The sequence below is a fragment of the Flavitalea sp. genome, assembly GCF_035489435.1.
GTDB lineage: Bacteria > Bacteroidota > Bacteroidia > Chitinophagales > Chitinophagaceae > DATHKG01.
Genome location: NZ_DATHKG010000095.1, coordinates 12,693 through 38,186 on the forward strand (window position 1 = coordinate 12,693; position 25,494 = coordinate 38,186).

The 25,494-nt window shown below is 42.4% G+C and carries 25 protein-coding genes; 19 read left to right on the forward strand and 6 right to left on the reverse strand.

Annotation, left to right across the window (positions count from 1 at the left end; genetic code table 11):
* The first annotated feature begins 57 nt into the window (after positions 1-57).
* Positions 58-1,458 carry a DUF418 domain-containing protein gene (locus VK664_RS15430; RefSeq protein ID WP_461399577.1) on the forward strand — a complete coding sequence of 467 codons (1,401 nt, stop codon included), beginning with the start codon at positions 58-60 and terminating at the stop codon, positions 1,456-1,458.
* Positions 1,459-1,525: 67 nt separating this feature from the next.
* Here VK664_RS15430 and VK664_RS15435 read toward each other — a convergent pair whose 3' ends face one another.
* The 5 genes from VK664_RS15435 to VK664_RS15455 all read right to left on the reverse strand — a co-directional run bounded on the left by VK664_RS15435 (position 1,526) and on the right by VK664_RS15455 (position 7,188).
* Complete coding sequence (locus VK664_RS15435; protein ID WP_461399578.1) at positions 1,526-2,608, reverse strand: FtsX-like permease family protein; 1,083 nt, start codon at positions 2,606-2,608, stop codon at positions 1,526-1,528.
* A gap of 129 nt (positions 2,609-2,737) precedes the next feature.
* Positions 2,738-3,379 carry an ATP-binding cassette domain-containing protein gene (locus tag VK664_RS15440; protein WP_461399579.1) on the reverse strand — a complete coding sequence of 214 codons (642 nt, stop codon included), beginning with the start codon at positions 3,377-3,379 and terminating at the stop codon, positions 2,738-2,740.
* Positions 3,380-3,474: 95 nt separating this feature from the next.
* A complete protein-coding gene (locus tag VK664_RS15445; protein ID WP_461399580.1) occupies positions 3,475-5,091 on the reverse strand; it encodes a DUF4836 family protein in 1,617 nt (538 codons plus the stop codon).
* Between the two features lie 210 nt (positions 5,092-5,301).
* Positions 5,302-6,693, reverse strand: coding sequence for a histidine--tRNA ligase (gene hisS, locus VK664_RS15450; RefSeq protein WP_461399581.1), 1,392 nt, complete (start codon positions 6,691-6,693; stop codon positions 5,302-5,304).
* Positions 6,694-6,732: 39 nt separating this feature from the next.
* Positions 6,733-7,188 carry a low molecular weight protein-tyrosine-phosphatase gene (locus tag VK664_RS15455; RefSeq protein ID WP_461399582.1) on the reverse strand — a complete coding sequence of 152 codons (456 nt, stop codon included), beginning with the start codon at positions 7,186-7,188 and terminating at the stop codon, positions 6,733-6,735.
* Between the two features lie 311 nt (positions 7,189-7,499).
* Between VK664_RS15455 and VK664_RS15460 the strand changes: the two genes are divergently transcribed.
* The 18 genes from VK664_RS15460 (at position 7,500) to VK664_RS15545 (ending at position 25,200) form a co-directional block, all read left to right on the forward strand.
* Positions 7,500-7,757, forward strand: coding sequence for a hypothetical protein (locus VK664_RS15460; protein ID WP_461399583.1), 258 nt, complete (start codon positions 7,500-7,502; stop codon positions 7,755-7,757).
* Complete coding sequence (locus VK664_RS15465; RefSeq protein WP_461399584.1) at positions 7,757-8,698, forward strand: PstS family phosphate ABC transporter substrate-binding protein; 942 nt, start codon at positions 7,757-7,759, stop codon at positions 8,696-8,698. The genes VK664_RS15460 and VK664_RS15465 overlap by 1 nt, the downstream gene beginning before the upstream one ends.
* Positions 8,699-8,757: 59 nt before the next feature.
* Positions 8,758-10,467 (forward strand): tetratricopeptide repeat protein, encoded by a 1,710-nt coding sequence (locus VK664_RS15470; RefSeq protein ID WP_461399585.1) that lies wholly within the window; start codon positions 8,758-8,760, stop codon positions 10,465-10,467.
* 140 nt (positions 10,468-10,607) lie between these two features.
* Complete coding sequence (locus VK664_RS15475) at positions 10,608-11,012, forward strand: NADH-quinone oxidoreductase subunit A (RefSeq protein ID WP_461399586.1); 405 nt, start codon at positions 10,608-10,610, stop codon at positions 11,010-11,012.
* Positions 11,013-11,176: 164 nt separating this feature from the next.
* Positions 11,177-11,752: an NADH-quinone oxidoreductase subunit B gene (locus tag VK664_RS15480; RefSeq protein WP_461399587.1), complete on the forward strand. Its 576-nt coding sequence runs from the start codon at positions 11,177-11,179 to the stop codon at positions 11,750-11,752.
* Positions 11,753-11,789: 37 nt separating this feature from the next.
* Complete coding sequence (locus VK664_RS15485; protein ID WP_461399588.1) at positions 11,790-12,293, forward strand: NADH-quinone oxidoreductase subunit C; 504 nt, start codon at positions 11,790-11,792, stop codon at positions 12,291-12,293.
* A 12-nt stretch (positions 12,294-12,305) separates the two neighbouring features.
* Positions 12,306-13,529 carry an NADH-quinone oxidoreductase subunit D gene (locus VK664_RS15490; RefSeq protein ID WP_461399589.1) on the forward strand — a complete coding sequence of 408 codons (1,224 nt, stop codon included), beginning with the start codon at positions 12,306-12,308 and terminating at the stop codon, positions 13,527-13,529.
* An 86-nt stretch (positions 13,530-13,615) separates the two neighbouring features.
* Complete coding sequence (locus VK664_RS15495) at positions 13,616-14,107, forward strand: NADH-quinone oxidoreductase subunit NuoE family protein (RefSeq protein WP_461399590.1); 492 nt, start codon at positions 13,616-13,618, stop codon at positions 14,105-14,107.
* 33 nt (positions 14,108-14,140) lie between these two features.
* The gene (locus VK664_RS15500; RefSeq protein WP_461399591.1) at positions 14,141-14,587 is read left to right on the forward strand and encodes a copper resistance protein NlpE; all 447 of its coding nucleotides are present in this window, start codon (positions 14,141-14,143) and stop codon (positions 14,585-14,587) included.
* 11 nt (positions 14,588-14,598) lie between these two features.
* Positions 14,599-15,954 carry an NADH-quinone oxidoreductase subunit NuoF gene (nuoF, locus tag VK664_RS15505; protein ID WP_461399592.1) on the forward strand — a complete coding sequence of 452 codons (1,356 nt, stop codon included), beginning with the start codon at positions 14,599-14,601 and terminating at the stop codon, positions 15,952-15,954.
* A gap of 53 nt (positions 15,955-16,007) precedes the next feature.
* A complete protein-coding gene (locus VK664_RS15510; RefSeq protein ID WP_461399593.1) occupies positions 16,008-17,117 on the forward strand; it encodes an NADH-quinone oxidoreductase subunit G in 1,110 nt (369 codons plus the stop codon).
* A 60-nt stretch (positions 17,118-17,177) separates the two neighbouring features.
* Positions 17,178-18,257 carry an NADH-quinone oxidoreductase subunit NuoH gene (nuoH, locus tag VK664_RS15515; RefSeq protein WP_461399594.1) on the forward strand — a complete coding sequence of 360 codons (1,080 nt, stop codon included), beginning with the start codon at positions 17,178-17,180 and terminating at the stop codon, positions 18,255-18,257.
* A gap of 129 nt (positions 18,258-18,386) precedes the next feature.
* Positions 18,387-18,953, forward strand: a complete 567-nt coding sequence (gene nuoI / locus VK664_RS15520) for an NADH-quinone oxidoreductase subunit NuoI (RefSeq protein WP_461399595.1) — start codon at positions 18,387-18,389, stop codon at positions 18,951-18,953.
* A gap of 44 nt (positions 18,954-18,997) precedes the next feature.
* Positions 18,998-19,498 carry an NADH-quinone oxidoreductase subunit J family protein gene (locus VK664_RS15525; RefSeq protein ID WP_461399596.1) on the forward strand — a complete coding sequence of 167 codons (501 nt, stop codon included), beginning with the start codon at positions 18,998-19,000 and terminating at the stop codon, positions 19,496-19,498.
* A 19-nt stretch (positions 19,499-19,517) separates the two neighbouring features.
* Positions 19,518-19,847: an NADH-quinone oxidoreductase subunit NuoK gene (gene nuoK / locus VK664_RS15530; RefSeq protein WP_461399597.1), complete on the forward strand. Its 330-nt coding sequence runs from the start codon at positions 19,518-19,520 to the stop codon at positions 19,845-19,847.
* 106 nt (positions 19,848-19,953) lie between these two features.
* Complete coding sequence (gene nuoL / locus VK664_RS15535; protein ID WP_461399598.1) at positions 19,954-21,861, forward strand: NADH-quinone oxidoreductase subunit L; 1,908 nt, start codon at positions 19,954-19,956, stop codon at positions 21,859-21,861.
* A gap of 88 nt (positions 21,862-21,949) precedes the next feature.
* Complete coding sequence (locus VK664_RS15540) at positions 21,950-23,413, forward strand: complex I subunit 4 family protein (protein ID WP_461399599.1); 1,464 nt, start codon at positions 21,950-21,952, stop codon at positions 23,411-23,413.
* A 407-nt stretch (positions 23,414-23,820) separates the two neighbouring features.
* Positions 23,821-25,200: an NADH-quinone oxidoreductase subunit N gene (locus tag VK664_RS15545; RefSeq protein ID WP_461399600.1), complete on the forward strand. Its 1,380-nt coding sequence runs from the start codon at positions 23,821-23,823 to the stop codon at positions 25,198-25,200.
* 111 nt (positions 25,201-25,311) lie between these two features.
* Here the strand turns inward: VK664_RS15545 and VK664_RS15550 are convergent.
* A partial coding sequence (locus tag VK664_RS15550) for a hypothetical protein (protein WP_461399601.1) occupies positions 25,312-25,494 on the reverse strand: 183 nt, incomplete at its 5' end.

The following is a 25,494-nucleotide window of genomic DNA, read 5'->3' on the forward strand; positions in this document are numbered from 1 at the left end:
GCAAAAGCAATTCGTATATTTAAAATACCTAATCTTAAAACACCTAAACAAATCTTCATGAATGAGTCATTTCCTTCGGACCAGTCTCCAACGACCGGGTCTCAGGCTACTCCGTTATATACTGAATCAGCAACTCCACTTATTCAGTCTGAAAGGGTTCAGATCATCGATGCCTTGAGAGGAATAGCCCTACTTGGCATCCTGCTCATGAACATACCCTATTTCTCCCTGCCATTTCTTACTGCTAATGATCTACGCATAAGAAATGAATACAGTGGCATAAACTATTACACCTGGTGGACGGTCTCCGGGTTTTTCGAAGGAACAATGCGTGCTTTGTTTTCCATGTTGTTTGGCGCAGGTAGCATTTTGCTGATCAGCAGGCTCGAAAAAAAACATGGTGGCACCTATCCGGCTGATATCTATTACCGGCGGCTTATCTGGTTACTCATATTCGGGCTGATTAATGCTTTTATCTTTCTATGGGTAGGAGACATTCTTTACAGCTATGCTATTTGCGGCCTGTTTCTTTTCCCTTTCAGAAAAATGGCTCCAAAATACCTGTTCTTATTCGGTATAGGCCTGATGTTGATGATGAATCTGAAAAATACACTCACGCTTTATGAAGGAAAGAGCAACCGTGAAAAAGGTGAATATGCAGTGGCCCTTGAGAAAAAGAAACAGAAGCTCACCCCTGAACAAAAAACAGATAAAGAACAATATGAAGCAAGGGTTGAGCGTCTGAAGCTGGCAAATATGAAAAAAGAAGCGGCCAAAGAAGTTGCAGAATTTCGCAAAGGATATTTTTCACTTATGACCTATCTTAAAAAAATCAATGTTGAAATCCAGAGCACTGTTTTCTATAATAATTATTTCTACGATATTCTCGCCTTTTTCTTTTTTGGTATGGCGCTGTTCAAATTAGGTGTGCTAACCGGGCATAGATCAGTGCAGTTTTATGTCCTGTTGTCTGTTATTGGATATGCAGTTGGGCTTACTTTGAGTTATCTGATACTAAGAGCGTCCGTGGATGTGAAATTTGACAGATCTTATCTGGCTGACAAGTTGTTATTTGATTTTTACGATGAAAAAAGATTGTTTATTTGCCTTGGTCATATCGGCCTGCTCATGACCATTTACAAACTGCATATTGCTGACTGGTTTTTTCGCATGCTTTCACCCGTAGGTCAGATGGCATTTAGCAACTACCTGATGCAATCAATAATCTGCACATTGATCTATAACGGTTATGGCCTGAGATGGTTTGATGCAATGCAACGTTACCAGATCTATATAGTGGTTGCAGGAATTTGGATCTTCCAGATCATCTTCAGTAATATCTGGTTAAAATATTATAGGTTCGGACCATTCGAATGGTTGTGGCGAAGCCTCACGTACTGGAAGCTTCAGCCGTTCGCAAGGGCGGAGGCAGGGAAACCAGTTATGAGTTATGAGTGATGAGTTTTAGTGGTGAGTGGTGAGTGCTTTACAACCCCGGTAGGGGTTGACTTCGCATAGCCCGGGGTTAAACACCGGGAATACGTAACAACAGTTTTTTTATCATCCGGTGATTGGTGATGATTGATAATAGTATGAGCAGAATGGCAACTAGCACCACAATCCAGCTAACTATGGGCGATAACTCCGGGCGGTCCGCTAAAACATAATGATGAAACAGCCAGTGGAAAAGCTGTGTAACTGCCAGTGCAACTGCTACGATGATAATATATGCAGGAACAAACTGCCCCGAAACTTTTTTGCTTAGCCAGGAAGGAGAGTAGCCAAGTGTCATTAATAAATCCAGACTGTCTTGGCTTCGCGCGACCATCAGCTGGAGGTAAAATGAAAATAACATCAGCGCAAGCAAAACGACCATAAGCCCGAAAACCCCGAGACCAGTAAATATCCCTTGCAGCACCTGTTTTACCCGGCCGAATTTTGTTTTGTCTTTGTTGACTTTATAATTTTTTGAATCAAGAAATGAAAGCAAAGCCGGATCATTGGCATCTTTCGTGCGCAGGAATAAACGCGTAGCCTTCACATCGGTAGTGTTACCAAATTCCCGGTTGGCCCAGGTCAAAAATGATTCAGGAACCAGCACTGAATTAATACGGTCACTGTATGCAACTATTGTTGCCTTGAATGTTTGCTGTTTACCATTTATACCAAAACAATTGATGTTTACTATAAGCTGCGAGGCTGTTGCTTCCGATACCTGTGGTAACCCATAGCCCGGTGCAAACACATTGTAAATTTCCATGAAATCAGAGGAAAGAATCACGGGAATAATTTGCTGGCCTTCTGTCCAACTGAAATTGGGGGGTACGGTATCAATAAAAGAATTATCCAACGCCTCCACAAAAAAGTCGGTACTGAAAGGAATGATCCGGTCAATGCTCAGCTGCGTTCTGAATCGATTTGCAATGAGAGGTCCGACACCATCAATAAAAGGCTGTGCAGCTACCTCCCTGATCTCATTTTCCTGGAAGAGATTTTTATCAAGCTGGCCCATCGTTTCATTTGTAATGGTTTTGCTGATGGATATAAAATCAAAGTTGTCCTTGCGGGGACTCTTATTGCCCAGCAATTCCTGGATGTTAAGAAACATTTGTACGGAACAAAGCAACAAAAGAACACCAATTCCAAGTCCCAGGTAAGAGGAGATCCTTGAGTAACGGCTGGTACTGCTTTGAATAAGGGGCTTTATATTTTTATATGATGGGGCCAGGGATAAGTTTTAAAGATAAAATAACCTGGTTTTTGGATAAAAAGAAGTCTGTTCCAGGTCCGCAAATATAATCGTAGCATTTCTTTTCCCGGCTTCCCCGAGAATCAGCTTCATTGCCTTCTCAGCATTATTACGATCAAGATGGCTGAATGGCTCATCCAACAGTAAAATGTCGAAGGGTTGCATCAGGGCCCTGATAATTGCAATACGTTGTTGTTCCCCATAAGAACAGTTGGCACAAAGTGCGTCCAGTTTATCGGCTATTCCTAACCGTGAGGCCATTTCTTTTATGAGGCCGCTATCGTGAAAAGGAGCAAGTTGTCTTTTGATCTCGATGTTCTCAAATACAGTTTGACTGTTGAACAGCCGCATGTCCTGGAACACTACGCTCAAATTGTCTTTACGGTATTGGGCCATCGTTTCGTAGCCGGCAGTGCTTAGTTCTTTATTGTTATACCGGATGATGCCTGTGTAATCTTTGCGCATACCATACAGGAAATGAATGAGAGAAGTTTTACCACTTCCTGAAGGGGCCACGATCTCAATCAACTCACCCTGTTTAAAGGACAAATCTTTTAACCAGAAGTCTGAAGTGGCAGCCTGCGAACTTGTAAACCAGGCGGGCAACAATTGCTGAATTTCAAAATCCATAAGGTCTCAAACAAATATGAACTGCCGGAACTAATTATTACTTAAAGTAAAAGGCTGCCTCAATTATACTTTTGAGACAGCCTTGTTTACAATTATCAGAATGCTTTTTTCTTTTTGTTGAGTGACATCTGGTCTGCGTATTGATTCAGTTGTTTAAGACTATTGGTTGATTTATTTACCAGGTTGATCTCAACATCATAGTTCAGCGCATCATTTTTTAATTTGCCTCCCGTTACTAGTATGTCCTGCCACATTTTTAGTGACAGATCCAATGCAACTTTACTTGTAGTGTCGGTAGCGGCGTTGCTGCCGGCAGCCATGATCTTCTGCAGATCAACATAAGCTCCAAATGGATTGCCGGTTATTTTCGAAGCAAAAGGTTGCTTATTATTTCCACCTGCCAGGAACTTTGTGACCTGATCCTGTGAATTACCTGCAGCAAACCAGTTATTGTTCATGCTATAGCTGAGCTTTGGAAAGAAACCGCCCTGGCTGATGTCGCCAACCTTACCGGCAATGATCCCGACCATTTTATCGAATGCAGGCTTATCGTTAATTGAAGTCGCAAATAAATAATTCAGTTCAGGTGTTTTGTTGCCTCCCTGGCTCACTGAGCCGTCAGGATTGATAGTAGCTGAATCAAAGCCGGTATAGGGTTTGAGGTCACTTACCGCTATTAATAATTCGCCCTTGTTTGCTTTTACGAATTCATCAACACTATACCCGACCTGTTGCATAAACCCGTTTACGGCACCGTCAAAACCAAATAGCTTCATTAGCTCTTTCAGACCTTCAGGCTGATAGTTCATCACCATAACGGCCACTACATTTTGTGATGGGATGCGATTAATGACGTCGGCAGATATATCCTTTGCCGGATATTTTTCCAGCAGTTTCAACACTTCTTTATTAAAGAATTGTTTTGTCTTAACAGAAATCTTACCATCGTCAAAATTGATAGACATACCTGTTGCATTCTTATCAAACATTGCATTAACCTTAAGCATGGATAACATGCCTTCTGCCATTGACCCATAGTTCTTCTCATTGTTCATCCAGATATGCATGTCACCGGCTTCTTTCATGGTTGCCGCGAAACGATCATCTTTATACATACTTTGATCTGATGGCAGGTCATATAAGATGGTACCAAACATCTGGAGACTGTCTACAGGAAACGAATATGCCTCTTGTGGACCTCCCTGGCCCATCGGGGGAAAACTGGTCAAGTTTGGCGCATTCAATACGTAAACAAATCTTGAGGTATTCCAGCTAAGCATGCCCTTCTCTTTCAGTTTCATCACATTCAGATCGCCGGATTTTGTTGCCGCAGCTCCATCATTTATCTTTTTATTAAAAGCTTCAAAAGCAGCCGCGTCTTTTACAAACCCTTCAAAAACCATATAGCCTCCGCGTCCCTGTTTTTTTGCGAAAAATGCCAGGTCCTTGTCAATATCAATACCGGAAGCACCGGGATCATCCATCATTTTTTTAGCGAGAGAATCATCTGCTTCGGTATAGATTTCCCGGAACCAGTTTGTGCTTTTGATTTCATCCCAGGATAATTTTTTTGTGAGTCCACCGGAATTTATGTGAACTACAATAGATGCATCTTTAGGAATGGCAAGGCCGGATTTATCGCCAGTGCCGCATGATAGCGCTACCACTGTTATCACAGCGAACATAGCAATGGAAAAAACGTTAGATTTCATATTTAAGGTTTGATTTTGTTTGAAGTTGATTTATTATTTGAAGGTGATGTGATGTTTGAAGTTGAGTTGTTGTTTGAAGGTGATGTGATGATTGAATTTGACTTGTTGTTTATATTGGTCAGTGTTTGGGGCATTAGTTATTTCAGGACAATCGCTATTTCAGGACCATTGGGGTATTTAAATTATTACAGGACTAAAAGGTTGTCATATTTATTTCAGTACTGAGTTCTGCTGATCAGCAAAATTAAAATCCGTCACGGCTGAAATTGGCAGCACGACCTGCTCTTTAGTTGCAAGATTTTTCACCACGCACATTTGCTCCTTCAGTTCTTTGTTGCCTATAGAAACAGTAAATGGTATCTGTTTCTTTTCAGCGTATTTATATTGTTTATCAATTTTTGCCTGCTCCGGAAATAACTCACAACGAACTCCTTTATCCCTTAGCTTCTGAACAATACTAAAAGCCGCTTTGCTTTCTTCTTCACCCAGGTTAAAAAAAAGCACCTGTGTTCCAGTCTGTACTGCCCTGGGGAAAAGATTTAATTCATCCATTACATCATAAATCCTGTCAACACCGAACGATATTCCGACACCCGGAATGTTCGGGACACCAAATAAACCTGTTAAGTCATCATATCTGCCCCCACCTCCGATACTTCCCATCTGAACATTGTTTGCCTTGATCTCGAATATCAAACCCGTATAATAATTGAGTCCACGTGCCAACGTGAGATCAACAATCAGGCTATCACGATAGTTTGTACCCGGATAATCCAGCAGATATTCAAGTTCAGCAATACCAGCGCCTGCATGTTCACCTGGTATAAGTTCCTTCAATCCCGCAATCTTCTCCCTGTTATTACCTGATAAGGCGAGGTATGCTTTAATCATGTCGATCTGTTCCTGGTTCAAACCTTTTTCAGCAAGTTCAGTTGCCACTTTTTCCAGGCCCACTTTATCGAGCTTATCAATAGCTACCGTTATATCTGTAAGCTTTTCCGGTCCTCCGCAGTATTCTGCAAGAGCAGCCAATATCTTTCTGCTATTTATTTTTAACTCAATGCCTATCCCCAGGTTCTTAAACACGGTGTCATAAATTCCGGCCAGTTCTACTTCGTTAATCAAACTTTTGCTTCCGACCACATCAGCATCACATTGAACAAATTCGCGGTACCGTCCCCGTTGCGGCCGATCAGCCCTCCAGACCGGCTGCACCTGGTATCTTTTAAACGGCATCGCTAGCTGACCATGATTCATAGCAACATAACGGGCGAAAGGTATAGTAAGATCATATTTTAATGCTCTTTCAGTTAGTCTTTGGTCATTTTTTCCCTGTAAAGCGTTCTGAAATCCCAGGCTGGCCTTTTCCGAATTCTTAGGATCGTTCAGGCCATTATTCAGAATTTTAAAAATGAGCTTGTCTCCTTCTTCACCATATTTACCCATCAGGGTTTCCAGGTTTTCCATAGCCGGCGTTTCCAGCGGCTGAAATCCATATAATTCAAAAACATTACGAATTGTATCCAGGATGTAATTTCTCTTGCGAACCACATCAGGACCAAAATCACGGGTACCTTGTGGTAATGAAACTTTTATACTCATTTTATTATAGGTAGGGAAGTTGATAAAAATATTACGGACTTACTCATATTTCCTTAAGATTGCATCGCAGGCTTCATCAATCATCTTATAAACATCATGATAACCTGGCTCCGCTCCATACCAGGGATCGGGGACATCCATTTTTTTCCCGGGATATAGTTCCTCCATTAATAACTTCACTTTTGAAGCGTCGTAGTTTTTACCGGCTATCCATTTCATTTCAGTTATTACCTCATCAGCCATAGCATAAATAATATCATAGTCACGAAAGTCATAGGCGGTGAACTGGGTTGCTTTCTGATCGCAAATCTCTACTCCGTTCATTTTAGCTACTTTCTGTGAAAGCCGGTGCGGCGCTTCCCCCACATGGTATCCGTTTGTACCTGCACTGTCAATGATCCATTTTTTATTTGCTGTTTTGGCCTTGTGTTTTAATATGCCTTCCGCCAGCGGACTGCGGCATATGTTACCCAGGCAGACCATCAGAATTTTCATGTTCGCAAAGATAGTTTTCAACCCCGGTTTTTATTGACCTATTTAACTTTTCATGTTATGGAATGAACCGTTGAGCTGCATCTAAATAGAAAGACTGAAAAATTTTTAGACCGGGTTCGGCAGATATTCCGGGGATATTTTTCAAATATGGTACGATTTTTTTAAATATGATTTATTTAATAAAAGAATCGTGGCCGCTAACGGCACCGTATTCCTCCCGTTTAAATTAAATTGAGGCTAATCTTCAATACCTCTGAAGTTTTTTTTGAAGGTAATTTCATAACTTGCCCGAACCCCTGAAAAAAACTAATATGAACGAATTGGAACAGAAGTCACACGATGACTATGAAAAGAGGAAGATGAGTGCATATACAAACCGCAGATCCATCATGGATTTCGGTATGGGGCTCATTTACACCGCAATAGGCGGCTTTTTCCTGTTCTCGCGGCAACTCGGTTACGAGCTCGCCTTTCCCGTACCACCATTTTCTTACATTTTTGGAGGATTGTGTGTGCTTTACGGGATATTCAGAATTTACAGGGGTTACAGGAAAAATTATATTAATTAATGCGGAATTTCAGAATATCCCATAGCGGGATGGATATTTTTTTGTTACTGTTTGTTTTTATTTTTGGAATTATCCTGGCTAGCTGCGGCGATTCGGCAGGAACCGGGATACAGGAAACTATTACAAGTGGTAGGATAAGGATCAGTGTTGACGAATCATTTAAGCCTGTGATGGATTCGCAGGTCAAAGTGTTCGAAGCCAAGTATCCTGACGCAAAGATCGTTGTTGATTATAAACCTGAAGCAGAATGCCTGCGGGATCTTATGAATGACAGCGTTCGGCTGGTGATTGTTACCAGGGCTCCGACCAGGGAAGAAGAAAAGCTGATGACGGATAAATATAAGTTCAAACCGGCATTCGGAACATTGGCTGTAGATGCGGTTGCCTTGATTGTCAATAATCAGTCAAAAGACACCTTTTTTACTATTCCTGAAATCCAGGGAATGTTAAGAGGCAAGAGCAACTTTAAATACAAAGTGTTGCTGGATGGAGCGAGGCAAACAAGCACCGTACGTTATGTGAGAGATTCACTTTTAAAGGGAGAGGCTCTCAGTAAAAATGTGGTGGGAGCTGCGAACAGTGAGGCTGTAATTGAATATGTATCTAATCATAATGATGCAATTGGCATGATAGGTGTTAGTTGGATAGGTAACAGTGATGATACCGCCCAGCTGAGTTTTCTTGAGAAGATAAAACTGGCCCAGATCGAGTGCAGAGATTGTAATGGAACTTTTGTTCATCCTTATCTTGGTAATATCGCACTGGGCAAATATCCGATGGTACGCCCTTTGTACTATGTTTTAAAAGAAAATTATAGGGGGCTTGGCAGCGGATTTGCGAATTTCCTCATCTATGAAAAAGGACAGTTGATTTTCAAGAGAGCGTATTTACTGCCAACAAGAATGCCTTTTGATTTGCGAAATATGAGTATTACCGAATAGCCCGGAAAACGGAACAATAAACACAATATATTACAAAATCTAAAAATCAGGAATCGACAATGATGAAACGATCGTTAAGTCTGGTAGTGGCATTTGCCTTAATCGGTAATGTGCTGTTTGCTCAAACAGTTGAGCAAGGCAAAAAGTTTTTGTACTATGAAAGGTTCAAAAGCGCGAAGGAAACTTTTGACAAGGTCCTGGCTTCAAATCCTAACAACCTGGAAGCAGTATATTGGTTAGGTCAGACTTTGTTGGATAAAAAGAATGCGTTGAGAGATACAGTCGCTGCCAAGGCTTTGTATCAAAAATATCTTACGCAGAATGGCAATGCTCCTTTGCTTCTTGCCGGTATGGGTCAGCTCGAGCTGATGGAAGGTAAAACAAACGAAGCGAGACAACGTTTCGAAACTGCATTGAATCTTACGAAAAACAAAGAGGTTGACGTAATCAATGCAGTTGCAAATGCAAATGTTGATGCCAATTCCGGTGATGCAGCATATGCAATAGAAAAGCTCAAGATCGCGCCAACCATTAAAAAATTTGCTTCGCCTGAAACATACATGTTATTGGGTGATGCATACCGCAAACTGATAGATGGTGGTAACGCTGTGACTTCTTATACAAAGGCCTTGGAACTGGACCCAAAACATGCAGCAGCTAAAAGCAGTATTGGAAAAGTATATCTTACTCAAAACAATCCGGAATACTTCCTCCCTGCATTTGAAGATGCAATAAAGCTTGATCCAACATATGCACCGACATATTTTGAATTATATTATTATTGGTATTTCAGAGATGTAAATAAGGCGGCTACATATCTTGATCAATATGTAGCGAACAGCGATCAGGGTCCTGAACAGGAATCTATGAAGGCAGATCTTCTATATGCTTCCAGCAAATTCCCGGAAGCAAAAGCAAGAGCTACAGAATTAATTACTCAGCTGGGCGACAAGGCCAGTCCGAGATTGTATCGTATGCTTGCATACGTAAACGACACTTTGGGTGATGCTGCAGGTGCAAAACAAGCAATGACAACTTTCTTTTCGAAGGCTGCCCCTGAAGATGTACTTCCAACAGACTATGAAGAAATGGGAAAGATTGCCGCCAAGACACCAGGATCTGAAGCTGAAGCTTTCGCGAATTTCCAAAAGGCTATTGACAAGGATACAGTAATAGCCAACAAAGTTAAATACATTCAAAAAGCTGCTGACCTTGCTAAGAGTCTTAAAGATTCAGTGCAGGTAGCAAACTGGCTTGGAATGGCTTATAAAATTGACCCGGAGCCTTCACAAACTGCCTTGTACGCCTGGGGCTTTGCAAACTATACCGCAAAGCAATATGCAAGAGCAGACAGTATATTCTGTAATGTATATCAAACAAAATTTCCTAATCAGATCTATGGTTATCTCTGGTGCGCAAGAACCGCAGTAGCTAAGGATACTACGCTTGAACAGGGATTGTATGTTGAGCCTTATAAAAGACTGATTTCTTTTACTGATACGATTCCAGATTCTGCTCGTGTCAAGCTGAAGAATATCATGATCGAGTCACATACATATCTTGCACAGTATTACGCAAACGTGGCAAAGAAAAATGATTCGGCAATTGCTGCTTTGGAAAAGATCCTTATCATTGATCCTTCAAAAACGGAGATAGCTGCTACCATAAATCAGCTGAAGAATCCACCTAAGCCAAAGCAACCCGCACAAAAACAACCCGGAACAAAACCAGCAACTACACCTAAAAAGAAGCCGGCAACGGGTAGATAATATCAGTCTTATAATGAATTCTTTATATCGATCCCGTCCCGGTTTCCGGGTCGGGATTTTATTTTGCAATTCCCACATTGACATTTGGAATGTCACCACTCTGTCTTATTTTTGCGCCTAAACCAATACGCGGGTTAAATATGAAGTACCTTTTACAAGCCTCAACCGCTGTCCACGACCCAAATAGTTCCTATTGGTATTTTCCTATCGCATTGCAACTTGTTTTTGCCCTTTTATTGGTAGGCGGGATAATGTTCGTTACTCATTTACTCGGCCCGAAAAGAAGCACATCTGATAAACTGGCCACATTTGAAAGCGGAATTGAAAGTATTGGCAACGCGCGTCAGCCAATGGCAATAAAATACTTCCTTGTTGCGATATTGTTCGTGTTATTTGATGTGGAGGTAATTTTCTTCTATCCATATGCTATTAATTTCAAGCATCTTGGTTGGAATGGTTTTTACGCAGTATTAATGTTTGTGGGATTTTTTATAGCTGGTTTTACATATATTATTAAGAAAGGTGCCCTGAAATGGGAAGATTAAGACAAGAAACCGGCTTAAGGCTTGATTAAACTTATTACAACAACGGCTAAAATTCAACTTTCTAAGGTTAAGAAATGTTATAAAGGCCAGGGAATCCGCAATGATTCCTGAATTGACCTGAACAACATTTACCTTTTAAAATTGAAAAATCTAAACTCAAAGAAATGCGACCTGTTCAATATAATCTTACCGGCGAAAGAAATATAAAACTCCTGGAGGAGGGCCCGGAAGGCTATTCAGGAGAAGGGTTTTTTGCTACCACCCTTGATAAAGTTGTAGGACTGGCAAGAAAAAATTCCATCTGGCCTCTGCCATTTGCCACCTCATGCTGCGGCATCGAATTCATGGCAACCATGGCTGCGAACTACGATATGTCAAGGTTCGGATCTGAGCGTATGGCATTTTCACCCCGCCAGTGTGATTTAATGATGGTGATGGGAACAATTGCAAAAAAGATGGGTCCGATCGTAAAGCAGGTTTATCTCCAGATGGCAGAACCCAGATGGGTGCTTGCGATGGGCGCCTGTGCTTCAAGTGGCGGTATATTTGACACATATAGTGTGCTGCAGGGAATTGACCAGATAATCCCTGTTGATGTTTATATACCAGGTTGCCCACCAAGACCCGAAGCTGTGATAGACGGATTCATGAGGGTACAGGATCTTGTGGGTAAAGAAAGCCTGAGACGAAGAAATGGTGAGCGCTACAAAGAACTCATGGAAAGCTACGGAATCCAATAACCCAGAAACCAGACCAGCTAAATCGCAGAGTATTAAAATGAGTTTAACTTACGATCATATAAAATCCAAACTGACTGAGAAATTCAGCGACCAGGTCACAAATTTTGAAGAGTTATATGGAATGCTTTCTTTCGAAGCACCAAAGGAAATGAACCTGAAGGTGATGCAGTTTTTGTTTGACGAGCCGGATCTTAATTTCAGATTCCTCACAGATCTCACCTCGGTGCATTATCCTGATAATGCCGGCCGCGAACTCGCAGTGGTTTACCATCTCCACAACCTGGTTGATAACGTCAGGGTCCGGTTCAAGGTTTTTACCGATATCAATTCACCGGATGTTTTTACCGCGGCTAATTTATTTTCAGCCGCAAACTGGATGGAGCGCGAAACTTATGATTTCTATGGAATCAACTTCATTGGTCATCCAAACCTGAAAAGAATTTTGAACGTCGACGAGATGGATTATTTTCCGATGAGGAAAGAGTTTCCTCTTGAAGATCAGACAAGGATCGATAAGGATGATGATATGTTTGGAAGATAAATAACAAATAAGATGTCTGAGCACCATATAAAATTACCGGAAGGTTCAATTGAAAAACAAACAACGACACTCAACCTTGGGCCTACACACCCTGCAACACATGGGGTGTTCCAAAACATCCTTGAACTGGATGGTGAACGGATTGTAAGCGCTGAACAGACTGTCGGGTATATTCACCGCGCTTTCGAAAAAATTGCAGAAAGAAGACCTTTATACCAGATCACCCCGTTGACAGACAGGTTGAATTATTGTTCGGCTCCCATCAACAATATGGGCTGGCATATTACCTGTGAGAAATTATTAAATGTCAAAACCCCGAAAAGGGTTGATTATCTCCGGATCATCATCATGGAACTTGCGCGTATTTCGGATCACCTGATCTGCAATTCCATTGTTGGTGTAGATACCGGTGCTTTCACGGGATTTGTTTATGTAATGCAATACCGTGAACTGATCTATGAGATTTACGAAGAGATCTGCGGTTCAAGGCTCACTACGAACATTGGAAGAATAGGTGGTTTTGAAAGAAATTTCACAAACGCCGCTTTTCAGAAACTGGAGAAATTTCTTAACGAATATCCTGCAGTATTAAAGGAGTTTGAAAACCTTTTTACCAGGAACCGCATATTCATGGAAAGGACCATGGGCGTAGGACCCATCAGTGCAGAACGTGCAATAAACTTTGGTTTTACGGGCCCGAATCTTCGTGCGGCGGGTGTTGATTATGATGTACGGGTACACAGCCCATACAGCAGTTATGAGGATATGGATTTTGAAATACCTGTAGGATCTACCGGTGATTGTTATGATCGGTTCCTGGTAAGGAACCAGGAAATGTACCAGTCAATCAGCATTATTCGCCAGGCTTATCAGAAAGTGCAGGAATTTAAAGGTGCTGAAGCGGAAATATTTCATGCCGATGTTCCGGAATATTATTTACCGGAGAAAAAGGATGTATATACGAAGATGGAAGCGCTGATCTGGCATTTCAAAATTGTAATGGGTGAAATTGATATGCCTAAAGGGGAAGTGTACAATTCAGTGGAAGGCGCGAATGGGGAATTAGGATTTTACCTGATTAGTGATGGAGGAAGAGCCCCATACAGGCTGCATTTCCGCAGACCATGTTTTATCTATTACCAGGCTTATGAAGAAATGAGCCGTGGTTCAATGTTGAGTGATGCAATCATCCTGATGAGCAGTCTTAACCTGATTGCCGGAGAAATGGATGGCTGATAAAAATAGTTACAACTAAAAATAGTTACAACGAAGGTTAAGAAACAATTTGCTGATTGCGTGAGCAAACAGACAATTCTAATAATATGGTGAAATTTTCAGAGCAGCAACTCAGTAAGGTTCAGGAAATCAAAGACCGCTATCCTGCCGGCAAACAGAAAAGTGCGGTTATACCGTTGCTTCATATGGCGCAGGAAGAGTTCGGTGGATGGCTCAGTTCCGAATCAATGGATTATGTTGCTTCACTTTTAGACATTGCACCGATAGAAGTATATGAAGTAGCTACTTTCTATTCGATGTATAACCTGAAACCGGTTGGTAAATTTCTTTTTGAAGTTTGCCAGACAGGTCCATGTATGCTGCGCGGTAGTGATGATATCATTGACTATATTAAAGAGAAGCTGGGTATCGCAGTTGGTGAAACAACAGCTGATGGAATGTTTACTTTGAAAACAGTAGAATGCCTTGGTGCCTGCGGTTATGCGCCGATGATGCAGCTGGGAAAATTCTACCGCGAACATCTTACTAAAGAAAAAGTTGACCAGATAATTGATGAATGCCGTAGCCGGACCAATTAACAATAGATTATTCATCTTCGAATTATGCAGATAATGAAAAAAATTGTAGTAATTGTAAGCCTGGCCCTGATCATGACTGCCTGTGGTGATTCAGCTGAAAAGGAAAACAATGCAACGGTAATACCGGTTCCCGATACTCCGGCAGCACAGCCTTCTGTTCAATATCAAAGGATAATCACAGCGGCTTACGCCGGTATGATCCCATGTGAAGATTGCGATGCTGTAGAAACTACTGTGACCTTATTTGCCGATACAACATTTGAGTTGCGAATTGCTTATATAGGTAAAAATCCAAAAGATACTGCAGGTTTAAATAAAACAATAAGCGGCAAATTCATGATGCATAGTGATACTGTACATCTTGAAGGTGCTGAATCCCGATATTTGAAATCAGATACAGCACTTTTTCAGCTTGATAAAACCGGCAGGATTATGACCGGTAAAAAAGCAGAGAAATATGTATTGAAAAAAGTGAAGTAATAGCTTAATCCATGGGTAGAAAAGTACTGATTGATCAGGTTAATATTGAAGGCATCAAAACCTATGATGTTTACCGCCGTAACGGAGGTTATGCAGCTGCGGAAAAGGCGTTTAAAATGGCCCCCGCCGATGTTGTTGAAGAAGTAAAGAAAAGCGGTCTCCGCGGCCGGGGCGGCGCAGGTTTCCCTACGGGTTTGAAATGGAGCTTCCTCGCCAAACCCGAAGGAGTTCCACGTTACCTCGTGTGCAATGCAGATGAATCAGAACCCGGAACCTTCAAGGACAGGTACCTGATGGAATTTTTACCTCACCTGCTTATTGAAGGATTGGTGGTTTCTTCATGGGCACTTGGTTCAGAAAGAACATATATCTATATACGCGGCGAATATTCGTGGATAGTTGATATCCTGGAAGAAGCTATCCGTGAAGCCAATGTAAATGGCTGGCTGGGAACAAATATCCAGGGCACTGGTTTTAACTGCCAGATCTATGTACAACGGGGCGCCGGTGCATATATCTGCGGAGAAGAAACTGCATTAATCGAATCGCTCGAGGGCAAACGTGGTAATCCAAGGATCAAACCACCATTCCCGGCAGTTAAAGGTTTATATGATTGCCCTACCGTTGTAAACAATGTCGAAACACTTGCAGCTGTTGTTCCGATTTTAAATATGGGTGGTGAAGAATATGCCAAGATTGGCATGGGCAAATCAACAGGTACAAAGCTTTTATCTGCCTGTGGCAATATCAACAAACCTGGTGTTTATGAGATCGACATGACCATCTCTGTTGAAGAATTTATTTATTCGGATGAATATTGCGGTGGCATTCCAAATGGCAAACGACTGAAGGCTTGTATACCTGGAGGATCATCTGTGCCTATCATTCCTGCTAACCTTTTGTTTAAAACAGCAAAAGGTGAAACAAGGATCATGAACTATGAAAGCCTTGCTGACGGAGGTTTCGCTACAGGCACCATGATGGGATCGGGTGGATTTATCGTTTTGGATGAAGATCAGTGTGTGGTTCGTCATACGTTAACGCTGGCCAGGTTCTATCGTCATGAAAGCTGCGGACAGTGTTCTCCTTGCCGTGAAGGAACGGGTTGGATGGAAAAGATCCTGAAGAAGATAGAGTATGGGAAAGGAAAAATGAGTGATATCGATCTTTTGTGGGACATTCAGCGAAGGATAGAGGGCAATACAATTTGTCCGCTGGGTGATGCTGCGGCCTGGCCCGTTGCCGCTGCGATTCGTCATTTCAGGGATGAGTTTGAATGGCATGTATTAAACCCGGAAGAAAGCCAGGTAAGGAACTATGGTCTCGCACATTATGCAGATCCGAGACCAGAACTGGTACCCGCTTAGTTTTAAATTAAAATACTGCATTATCATTTCAGGATAAATGCACAACTTATAATATGGCTGAAGAGAAAAAGCTTATAAAAGTTACTATTGATGGCATTACCATCGATGTTGAACCGGGCACAAGCATATTGAATGCTGCAAGGAGTATAGGTGGTGATGTTGCTCCGCCTGCTATGTGTTATTATAGCAAGCTGAAAGGCAGCGGGGGTAAATGCAGAACCTGCCTGGTGGAAGTTGCGGCCGGCTCAACAGCCGATCCAAGACCAATGCCCAAGTTGGTTGCAAGCTGCCGCACCAATGTGATGGATGGAATGGTTGTTAAAAATATCACCAGCGAAAAAGTAACGGATGCACGCAAAGGAGTTGTTGAACTTTTGCTCATCAATCACCCGCTTGATTGTCCTATCTGCGACCAGGCCGGTGAATGCCATCTGCAGGATCTTAGTTATGATCACGGTAAAGAAGGCACACGTTATGAATTCGAGCGCCGGACTTTTGAAAAACATGACATCGGGCCATATATTCAACTGCACATGACCCGCTGTATTCTTTGTTATCGCTGCGTTTATGTAGCGGACCAGCTTACAGAAAAAAGAGAGCATGGTATTCTGGACAGGGGGGATCATTCGCAGATTGCCACTTTTATAGAAAAGGCACTTGACAACGATTTTATCGGCAACGTGATTGATGTTTGCCCTGTAGGTGCGCTTACAGACAGAACCTTCCGATTCAAAAACAGGGTTTGGTTCCTAAAACCGGTAGATGCACATTGCAATTGCACCAAGTGTAAGGGTAAAGCAACTTTGTGGTACAGGGGTGATGAAGTATTCCGTGTAACTGCAAGAAAAGATCAATGGGGCGAAGTTGAAGACTGGATCTGTAATGAATGTCGTTTCGAACGTAAAAAGACAAGCGAGTGGATCATCGAGGGGCCGACACGTATCAGCCATCAATCCGTGATTTCTGCAGGGCATTATATCGGAACTACTTTACCTGCTGAAACGATTGAAAGAGTGATGCATGGCCGTGCACCAAGATTATTGATGGACATTCACTCTGTAAGCCAGGTGAACAAACCGGAAGTGCATCTTTCGGAAATCCAGGGCCCGGCACATTCGGAAGATTTCAATCCACTGGTTAATCAGAAAGGTCTGAGTAATTAATGCACCGGATTCAATTTCATTGAACAATTTGTCATCGAACAAGAGGTATAATAAACAAACATGGAATTAACACTGCTCGCTATCGACTGGGGTTTTATCATAGAAAAGCTGATACTCATCATTTCTATAGTTTCCATTTCACTGGTCATAGCCATGTATGAGACTTATGCCGAAAGAAAAGTGGCAGCGGTTATCCAGGACCGGATCGGGCCAAACAGGGCCGGCCCTTTTGGTATCTTACAACCACTTGCAGACGGACTAAAACTCTTCATGAAGGAAGAGATCATTCCAAACAGTTCCAATAAAGCGCTTTTTATTTTAGGTCCTTCGCTTGCAATGCTCACAGCGATTATGACCTCTGCTATCATACCCTGGGGTGGACCGATACATTTCACCTTGTTCGGTCTGGACCGGTATATCAATCTGCAGGTAGCTGACATCAACATTGGTGTTCTCTACATTTTTGCAATAGTGAGTATGGGTGTTTACGGTATTATGATCGGGGGCTGGGCTTCAAACAACAAGTTTTCGCTGATGGCCTCTTTGCGCGGTGCATCGCAGGCCATATCATACGAGCTGCCAATGGGCCTTTCACTGATAGCATTGCTGATGCTGACCGGTTCACTAAAACTCAGCGTTATCGTGGGCCAGCAGATGGATGGATGGTATAATATTTTCATGCAACCACTGGGCTTCCTGATTTTCCTGGTTTGCGCTTTCGCAGAATGTAACCGTACACCATTTGATCTGCCGGAAGCTGAGAACGAATTGAACATGGGTTATCACCAGGAGTACTCTTCCATGAAACTTGGATTTTATTTGTTTGCCGAGTATATCAATATGTTTATCAGCAGCACCCTGATGGCGACATTATTTTTCGGAGGTTATGATATTCCATTCGTAAACGATACTAACCTGGTTCAGAGCTGGGGACAGAACCTGACGACATTATTGCAGGTGGCCAGCCTGCTATTTAAAACAACCTGTTTTATCTTCCTTTTTATGTGGGTAAGATGGACCATACCAAGATTCCGGTATGATCAACTGATGAATCTTGGCTGGAAGACATTAATACCACTGGCCCTGGCCAACATGCTTATCACAGCAGCTGTGGTGTTGTACCGGGCAAATGGTTTTTAATATAGTCTTAATATAAGAAAAAAACATACTCTTAATATAAGAAAACTTAATTGGTCAGTTGACCTTATAAAAATATTTTTGCGAAACTAAAAAGCAACCAGTTTAACTGGGAGCCGGAGAAACAGCTTTATGGAAGCATTAACGAGAAGAGCGAAACCTGTGGAGCGTAAGCCAATGACGTTTTTGGAGCGACTGTACCTTTGGAACATTGCCAAGGGTATGATGATTACTTTCAGCCATATCTTCAAAAGAAAACCGACGATTCAATACCCTGAACAAAAAAGGGAATTCAGCCCGGTTTTTCGTGGTTTGCAGATCCTTAACCGTGATGAAGAGGGCCGTGAACGTTGTACAGCCTGCGGACTTTGTGCTGTTGCCTGCCCTGCCGAAGCCATTACCATGGAAGGTGCAGAACGTAAAAAAGGTGAAGAACATTTATATCGTGAGGAAAAATATGCTGCCAAATATGAGATCAACATGTTACGCTGTATATTTTGCGGTTTGTGCGAAGAGGCCTGCCCTAAGGATGCCATTTATCTGAGTGAAACATTTGCGCCGGCTAACTACCAGCGTAAAGGATTGATTTATGATAAAAACGACCTGCTGATTCCGCATCCTAAGGATAACCCTGAAGAATATGCGAAGGCAGTCGGAACCCGTCCAAAAAGACCAGCGGCTCCAACTCAGCAGAATTAATAAATAATCTAATACCAATCGGAGAATCTAATACCTAATACTGCATGAACGTTTCTGAGATATTATTTTATTTTTTAAGTGTACTGGCGCTGGGTAGTGCCATCATGCTTGTAGTCAGTAAAAATCCTGTTCATAGTGTACTTTGGCTTATAGTTACATTCGTGGCTATTACCGGGCATTATATCCTCATGAATGCGCAGTTTCTCGGAATAGTTAACCTTATCGTTTATGCCGGGGCCATCATGGTTCTTTTCCTTTTCGTAATCATGCTGATGAACCTTAATTCTGAAACCGAACCAAAGAAAAATAAATGGTTGAGGCTTGCAGGTGTGGTGGCCGGTGGCTGCCTGTTGCTGGTGCTGGTTGCAGCTTTGAAAGATGCTGATAAAAAAGGTCAGATGGTACTTTATGGTGGTGGCGATATTGGTCTGATTGAGAACCTGGGTCAGGTGTTGTTTACTGATTATGTGATTCCATTTGAAATAAGCAGTGTATTGTTTTTAAGTGCAATGGTCGGCGCAGTGGTGATTGGTAAAAAGGAATAAGAACACCCAATTATAAATTATGAAGATCGAGTATTATATATTTCTGTCCATCGCCCTGTTTTGCATTGGTATCGCAGGTGTGCTCACCAGAAGGAATGCGATCATTGTTTTCATGTGCATTGAGCTGATGCTTAATTCGGTGAATCTTTTATTGGTTGCTTTTTCGAAAATGCACAACGTAGCCCAGGCAACCGTGAGTCCTAATGCGGGCATCGAAGGTCAGCTATTTGTTTTTTTCATTATGGTGGTTGCAGCCGCCGAGGTTAGTGTGGGCCTGGCGATCATAGTGATGATGTTCAGAAATACGCATTCAATAGATATCAATTTCTTGAACAGACTTAAACATTGAGTTCTGCGGGGCTATGCTTTCAGCGGTTCACAAGTTGGGTTATCAAATCCGGTGCTTAAAGCATCGCTGAGAATTTCAATTTTAAGCGTTCAGTATAAACAGGATTATGAACAAACTGGTTACTTTAATTCCCTTAATGCCGCTTGCGGGATTTCTCATCAATGGGCTATTCAGGAAGGGACTGTCAAAATCTCTTTCAGGTATAATTGGAAGCGGCGTAATATTGATCTCCTTTATATTAAGTGTGCTTGTTTTCCTCGAAGTGAAGAACGGCAACAACCAGTTGGTCACCTTATTTGAATTTATTGAGGTTGGAAAACTCTCCATACCTTTTTCATTCCAGGTTGATCAGCTCTCCTCTGTATTTCTCCTGATTATTACCGGTGTTGGCTTCCTGATTCATCTTTACTCCACAGCCTACATGCATGAAGAGAACAATGTTCAATTCGCGAGGTATTTTGCTTACCTGAACCTGTTTGTGTTTTCGATGCTGTTACTTGTTATGGGTGGCAACTTTGTAATCATGTTCATCGGTTGGGAAGGTGTAGGACTCTGTTCTTACCTGCTTATTGGTTACTGGTTCAAAAACATTGAATATGGTAATGCGGCGAAGAAGGCATTTATCATGAACCGGATAGGGGACCTTGGCTTTCTGCTCGGCATATTCTGGCTGATAGCAAAACTTGGAACTGTAACCTTTCACACTCCTGATAATGCGGGGGTATTTGATCGATTCAGCGATCTCTCAACAACTGACCTTACCGGAATTACATTATTGTTGTTTGTGGGTGCCACCGGCAAAAGCGCGCAGATCCCTTTATATACCTGGCTGCCCGATGCGATGGCAGGTCCAACACCTGTATCTGCTTTAATCCATGCTGCTACAATGGTCACCGCAGGTATTTATATGATCGCGCGCAGCAACATTTTATATACACTGGCGCCTTTCACCCAGACCGTAATAGTAATTGTTGGTCTTGCCACAGCGCTTTTTGCAGCAACCATTGCCATCAAACAAAATGATATTAAAAAGGTGCTTGCTTATTCTACCGTAAGCCAGCTTGGATATATGTTTATCGCCCTCGGCGTTGGTTCTTATACCGGCGCTGTGTTCCATGTGATGACTCATGCATTTTTCAAAGCTTTACTTTTCCTTGGTGCGGGTTCTGTTATTCATGCCATGCATCATGAGCAGGATATCCGCTACATGGGTGGACTAAAAAAGAAATTGCCAATAACCCATATTACTTTCCTGGTCGGCTGTATTGCTATTGCCGGTATCCCGCCTTTCAGTGGGTTTTTCTCAAAAGATGAAATTCTGGCAGCGGCCTGGGCAGCGAACCCGGTTTATTGGATACTTGGCGTTCTGGGTGCAATGATGACTGCCTATTATATGTTCCGTCTATACGCAACAACCTTCCTGGGTAAATTTCGTGGTACAGACGAGCAGGAACATCATCTGCATGAAAGTCCGTCTGCGATCACTATTCCGTTGATCGTGCTGGCTATCCTTTCTATAGTAGGTGGTTTTGTTGGTATTCCAGAGATTTTTATGGAAGGTGGTCACAGGCTCGACCAATTCCTGGCACCTGTATTCGCCGAATCAAAGAAACTTCAACACGCTCACACGATCGAACATAGAACTGAGTATATGCTGATGGCAATCTCTGTCGGCCTCGCCCTCATTGCAATCTTTTTTGCCGTGAATCGATTCAGTAAGAAACCTGAACTCAATGAACCTGAAGGTGCGGCAAAGCTTCTTGCAAACAAATGGTATGTTGACGAGCTCTATGATTCTGTTATAGTAAAACCAATGCTTTCCTTTGCAAAGTTTTTAAACAATGTAATGGAGCGCTCGGTGATAGACGGGCTGGTAAACGGGGTAGGTCGTTTTCTGCAATATGGCAGCCGGCAGATCAGGCTGGTTCAGAGTGGCCAGGTAGGCAGTTATGTATTGTTAATGGTGCTGGGTATGCTGGTGTTTTTTGTACTCCAGTTTTTTATAAAAAAGTAAAGCCTGAGTATAAAATAAGGCCTGAGTTTAAAGACACAGTAATTCAAATAACAAAGAGTCGAATATTAAATAGTTTTCATAACCTGATATGATACCAGTTCTACTGATACTTATTCCATTGCTTGGCGGTTTCGCTTCATTTTTCTTTAAAAGTGAAAGCGGTGCTAAGTCATGGTCACTGCTGTCTGCAATAATAACACTAGTTGTCTCTATACTTGGACTTACGATCCTGAACAGTCCGGAGCAATTGCTGGCCGATGCAGAATGGCAGCCTTTACTCGGAAGCCGGTTTACTGTGAAGCTTGACGGGATGGGTCAGCTGCTTTGTTTATTAACAGCTGTTTCTTATCCCCTGATTTTTGTCGCCACCTGGTTCACGAAATATGATAAGCCAAATAATTTCTATGCACTGATGCTGCTTACCCAGGCCGGTCTTATGGGTGTGTTTGTTGCACAGGATGCCTTGTTATTTTATTTTTTCTGGGAGCTCGCACTCATTCCAACTTATTTCCTTTGTTCAAAATGGGGTGGCGAAAAACGTATCCCCGTTACCTTCAAATTTTTCATCTATACATTTGTTGGCAGCCTCATGATGCTGGTGGGCATCCTTTACCTGTATTTCCAGACACCCGATCATTCATTTTCAATCAATTCATTTTATAACCTCAATCTGCCTTATGGACAGCAGAGCTGGGTATTCTGGTTATTCTTTATAGCGTTTGCTGTTAAGATGCCAATATTTCCTTTTCATACCTGGCAACCTGATGCTTATGAGCAATCACCTACCGCCACCACAATGGTGCTCAGTGGTATCATGGTGAAGATGGGTGTATTTGCCGTACTTCGCTGGCTGGTTCCCGTGCTGCCTTTGGCAACCTGGGCCTGGGGGGACACTGTTGCGATGCTTGCAGTGATTGGTATGATCTACGCTTCATTGATTGCGATCCGCCAGGATGATCTTAAAAGACTTGTTGCTTATTCTTCCATAGCGCATATCGGGCTAATGTGCCTCGCCATATTTGTTCCTTCAGCTGCCGGGATCCAGGGCGTGATGATACAGATGTTTGCGCATGGTATTAATATTATCGGACTCTGGATAGTGGTTGAGCTGATAGAAAGACATTTCAAAACCAGGAAGATTTCTGAACTGGGTGGTATTGCAGAAAAAGCACCCATGCTGACTCTTCTACTGGTTATTGTTGCCCTGGCAAATGTTGCACTGCCACTCACCAATGCATTCGTCGGGGAATTCCTGATGTTCAGTGGCATCTTTTCATCGACGGCCTCCAAATACAATATGATTTTTACCGCAGTTGCTGGTATCAGCATAATCTTGTCGGCGATTTATACGCTGAATATGATTCAGAAGGTTTTTTATGGTAATACCAATGCTGTTACTTCAACAGCAAAAGATATCAGTTTCAATGAATCACTTGCACTGGTCATTATTGTAGGATTGATATTATCATTTGGGGTTTATCCGAAACCAATGCTTGAATTGACACAATCGGTGGCAGATTCGATATTGACTAAGATGTCGATAAAACCTTGAGAGAGATATGAGATATGAGTTATGAGTTATGAGTTATGAGTTATGAGTTATGAGTTATGAGTTATGAGTGATGAGTGAGTGATGAATTGTAGAGTTATGAGTGAAAAGGGAATCTGGGGTGGGGCGTAAGTTTTGAGCCACACGTAAGTTCGGAGACACGAGTGGGTCATTAGTGATGAGTAAGTTCTGAGCGACGAGTGGTTATGAGTGATGAGTAAGTTCTGAGCGACACTATAGACAATATAATTTCGGTAAAATATAACAATACAATAAAAGGTAATCTTGAGACTGAAGTTTCAATGGGGGCCTGCAAAAAAAGTTAAACATAGATTGGCAAAGTTGGTGGGGCTTTCAGGTCCGTGCTATGACGATTTAAGACAAACGACCAACAAAATAAAAATGAACGGATGAATGCAATTATAATATCGGCAATCTGGGGAGTAGTTATGATGTTCAGCGGTATCGTGAGCAAGAGTAACATCCTGGTCAGGAACATTGCGACCGCCGGACTTCTTATTTTACTGGCTGGAATTGTCATGGACATGAGCGGCAATCCGCTGTTCGACATCAATACCCGCAATATGCTGGTGTTTGACAATTTTGGTTTGCTGTTTAATGCCATAGCTGTCGGATGTACTCTGGTCTACTTCCTCTTATCTGCTCCTGATATGGAAAAGGTAGGCAATAACCTGGCTGATTATTTTGCTCTCATATTTTTTGTTCTTTGTGGTGTTGCCATTGCATCATCTTTTAATACTTTATTGATGCTGTTCCTGGGAATCGAGATCATCTCCATCCCCTTGTACATCCTAACAGGTAGCGATAAACGCAATTTGAAAAGTAATGAAGCTGCCCTGAAGTATTTTTTGATGGGTTCTTTTTCAACGGGCTTAATGCTGATGGGTATCACACTGATTTATGGAGCCAAGGGAAGTTTTGATATGGAGGTGATTGCTCTTGGCACCGGTCCCCTGACACCGATGGTAGGAGCCGGATTGTTATTGCTGATGTTTTCTATGGCTTTCAAAGTTTCTGCTGCCCCTTTCCATTTCTGGACGCCTGATGTTTATGATGGTGCTCCAACAGTATTCACTTCATTCATGGCAACAATTGTAAAAGTAGCCGCATTTATTGCTTTTATCCGCTTGTTCAAGGGAAGTTTCGAATCCATGCATACTCAGTGGCAGCTGATTATTGCCATCATTGCCGCAGCTACCCTGGTGATCGGAAATATCACCGCGATATTCCAGCAAAGCGTTAAGCGGATGCTGGCCTATTCAAGTATTGCCCAGGCTGGTTTTATGATGTTTGCACTGGTTGCCCTGAACGGTCTCGCGGTGCAGGGAATTCTTTATTATGCCGCGGCGTACAGTCTTGCCACGATTGGTGTATTTGCTATCCTTATTAAATTGAAAGATTATACCTACGAGGGTTATAATGGTCTGGGCAAAAATCATCCTGTACTTGCCGCAACCAACACGATATTTTTGCTTTCGCTTTCGGGCATACCCGCAACTGCCGGTTTCATGGCCAAGTTTTATATGCTCTCTGCCGCTGTCCAGAATGGCCAGGTTTTCTGGCTGGTAATTCTCGGGGTGATCTGCGCTGCAATCAGCGTTTATTATTATTTCCGGGTTATCCAGGCTATGTATTTCAAGGATGGTGAAAAGCAAGATGTTCAAACCAGCCTGCTTTTTCGCTGGAAACTGATTGGACTGGCAGCTTTCCTTATTTTTCTTGGGGTGTTTCCGGAATGGTTGATTAATAAGCTTTGGTATTTTATCTAGTCTCGCGGTTTTTGGCAGCACTATTATGCAACAGTTTTTGGTCGCTTCTTCGCACCGTTGGGAGCGGGATTGTGCCTTTTTGCGGCTGTGTCCCGTGGTTAATACCTTTGCTCATGCTGGGAGTGGTTCTTGTCTCCGATCGGCTTTTTTTGCGCTGGTTTGCTTTCTTTGTTTACCAGCATTATTATGCAAGAGTTTTTGGTCGCTTCTTCGCACCGTTGGGAGCGGGATTGTGCCTTTTTGCGGCTGTGTCCCGTGGTTAATACCTTTGCTCATGCTGGGAGTGGTTCTTGT

Bases quoted from the DNA above. Each gene is read 5' to 3' on its own strand.
- nuoH (WP_461399594.1), top strand. From the start codon at position 17,178: ATGGAATTAACACTGCTCGCTATCGACTGGGGTTTTATCATAGAAAAG.
- VK664_RS15510 (WP_461399593.1), top strand. From the start codon at position 16,008: ATGGCTGAAGAGAAAAAGCTTATAAAAGTTACTATTGATGGCATTACC.
- VK664_RS15440 (WP_461399579.1), bottom strand. From the start codon at position 3,379: ATGGATTTTGAAATTCAGCAATTGTTGCCCGCCTGGTTTACAAGTTCG.
- VK664_RS15525 (WP_461399596.1), top strand. From the start codon at position 18,998: ATGAACGTTTCTGAGATATTATTTTATTTTTTAAGTGTACTGGCGCTG.
- VK664_RS15540 (WP_461399599.1), top strand. From the start codon at position 21,950: ATGATACCAGTTCTACTGATACTTATTCCATTGCTTGGCGGTTTCGCT.
- VK664_RS15490 (WP_461399589.1), top strand. From the start codon at position 12,306: ATGTCTGAGCACCATATAAAATTACCGGAAGGTTCAATTGAAAAACAA.
- VK664_RS15480 (WP_461399587.1), top strand. From the start codon at position 11,177: ATGCGACCTGTTCAATATAATCTTACCGGCGAAAGAAATATAAAACTC.
- VK664_RS15465 (WP_461399584.1), top strand. From the start codon at position 7,757: ATGCGGAATTTCAGAATATCCCATAGCGGGATGGATATTTTTTTGTTA.
- VK664_RS15500 (WP_461399591.1), top strand. From the start codon at position 14,141: ATGAAAAAAATTGTAGTAATTGTAAGCCTGGCCCTGATCATGACTGCC.
- VK664_RS15435 (WP_461399578.1), bottom strand. From the start codon at position 2,608: ATGTTTCTTAACATCCAGGAATTGCTGGGCAATAAGAGTCCCCGCAAG.
- VK664_RS15545 (WP_461399600.1), top strand. From the start codon at position 23,821: ATGAATGCAATTATAATATCGGCAATCTGGGGAGTAGTTATGATGTTC.
- VK664_RS15485 (WP_461399588.1), top strand. From the start codon at position 11,790: ATGAGTTTAACTTACGATCATATAAAATCCAAACTGACTGAGAAATTC.
- VK664_RS15445 (WP_461399580.1), bottom strand. From the start codon at position 5,091: ATGAAATCTAACGTTTTTTCCATTGCTATGTTCGCTGTGATAACAGTG.
- nuoI (WP_461399595.1), top strand. From the start codon at position 18,387: ATGGAAGCATTAACGAGAAGAGCGAAACCTGTGGAGCGTAAGCCAATG.
- hisS (WP_461399581.1), bottom strand. From the start codon at position 6,693: ATGAGTATAAAAGTTTCATTACCACAAGGTACCCGTGATTTTGGTCCT.
- VK664_RS15455 (WP_461399582.1), bottom strand. From the start codon at position 7,188: ATGAAAATTCTGATGGTCTGCCTGGGTAACATATGCCGCAGTCCGCTG.
- VK664_RS15475 (WP_461399586.1), top strand. From the start codon at position 10,608: ATGAAGTACCTTTTACAAGCCTCAACCGCTGTCCACGACCCAAATAGT.
- VK664_RS15495 (WP_461399590.1), top strand. From the start codon at position 13,616: ATGGTGAAATTTTCAGAGCAGCAACTCAGTAAGGTTCAGGAAATCAAA.
- VK664_RS15430 (WP_461399577.1), top strand. From the start codon at position 58: ATGAATGAGTCATTTCCTTCGGACCAGTCTCCAACGACCGGGTCTCAG.
- nuoL (WP_461399598.1), top strand. From the start codon at position 19,954: ATGAACAAACTGGTTACTTTAATTCCCTTAATGCCGCTTGCGGGATTT.
- nuoK (WP_461399597.1), top strand. From the start codon at position 19,518: ATGAAGATCGAGTATTATATATTTCTGTCCATCGCCCTGTTTTGCATT.
- VK664_RS15460 (WP_461399583.1), top strand. From the start codon at position 7,500: ATGAACGAATTGGAACAGAAGTCACACGATGACTATGAAAAGAGGAAG.
- nuoF (WP_461399592.1), top strand. From the start codon at position 14,599: ATGGGTAGAAAAGTACTGATTGATCAGGTTAATATTGAAGGCATCAAA.
- VK664_RS15470 (WP_461399585.1), top strand. From the start codon at position 8,758: ATGATGAAACGATCGTTAAGTCTGGTAGTGGCATTTGCCTTAATCGGT.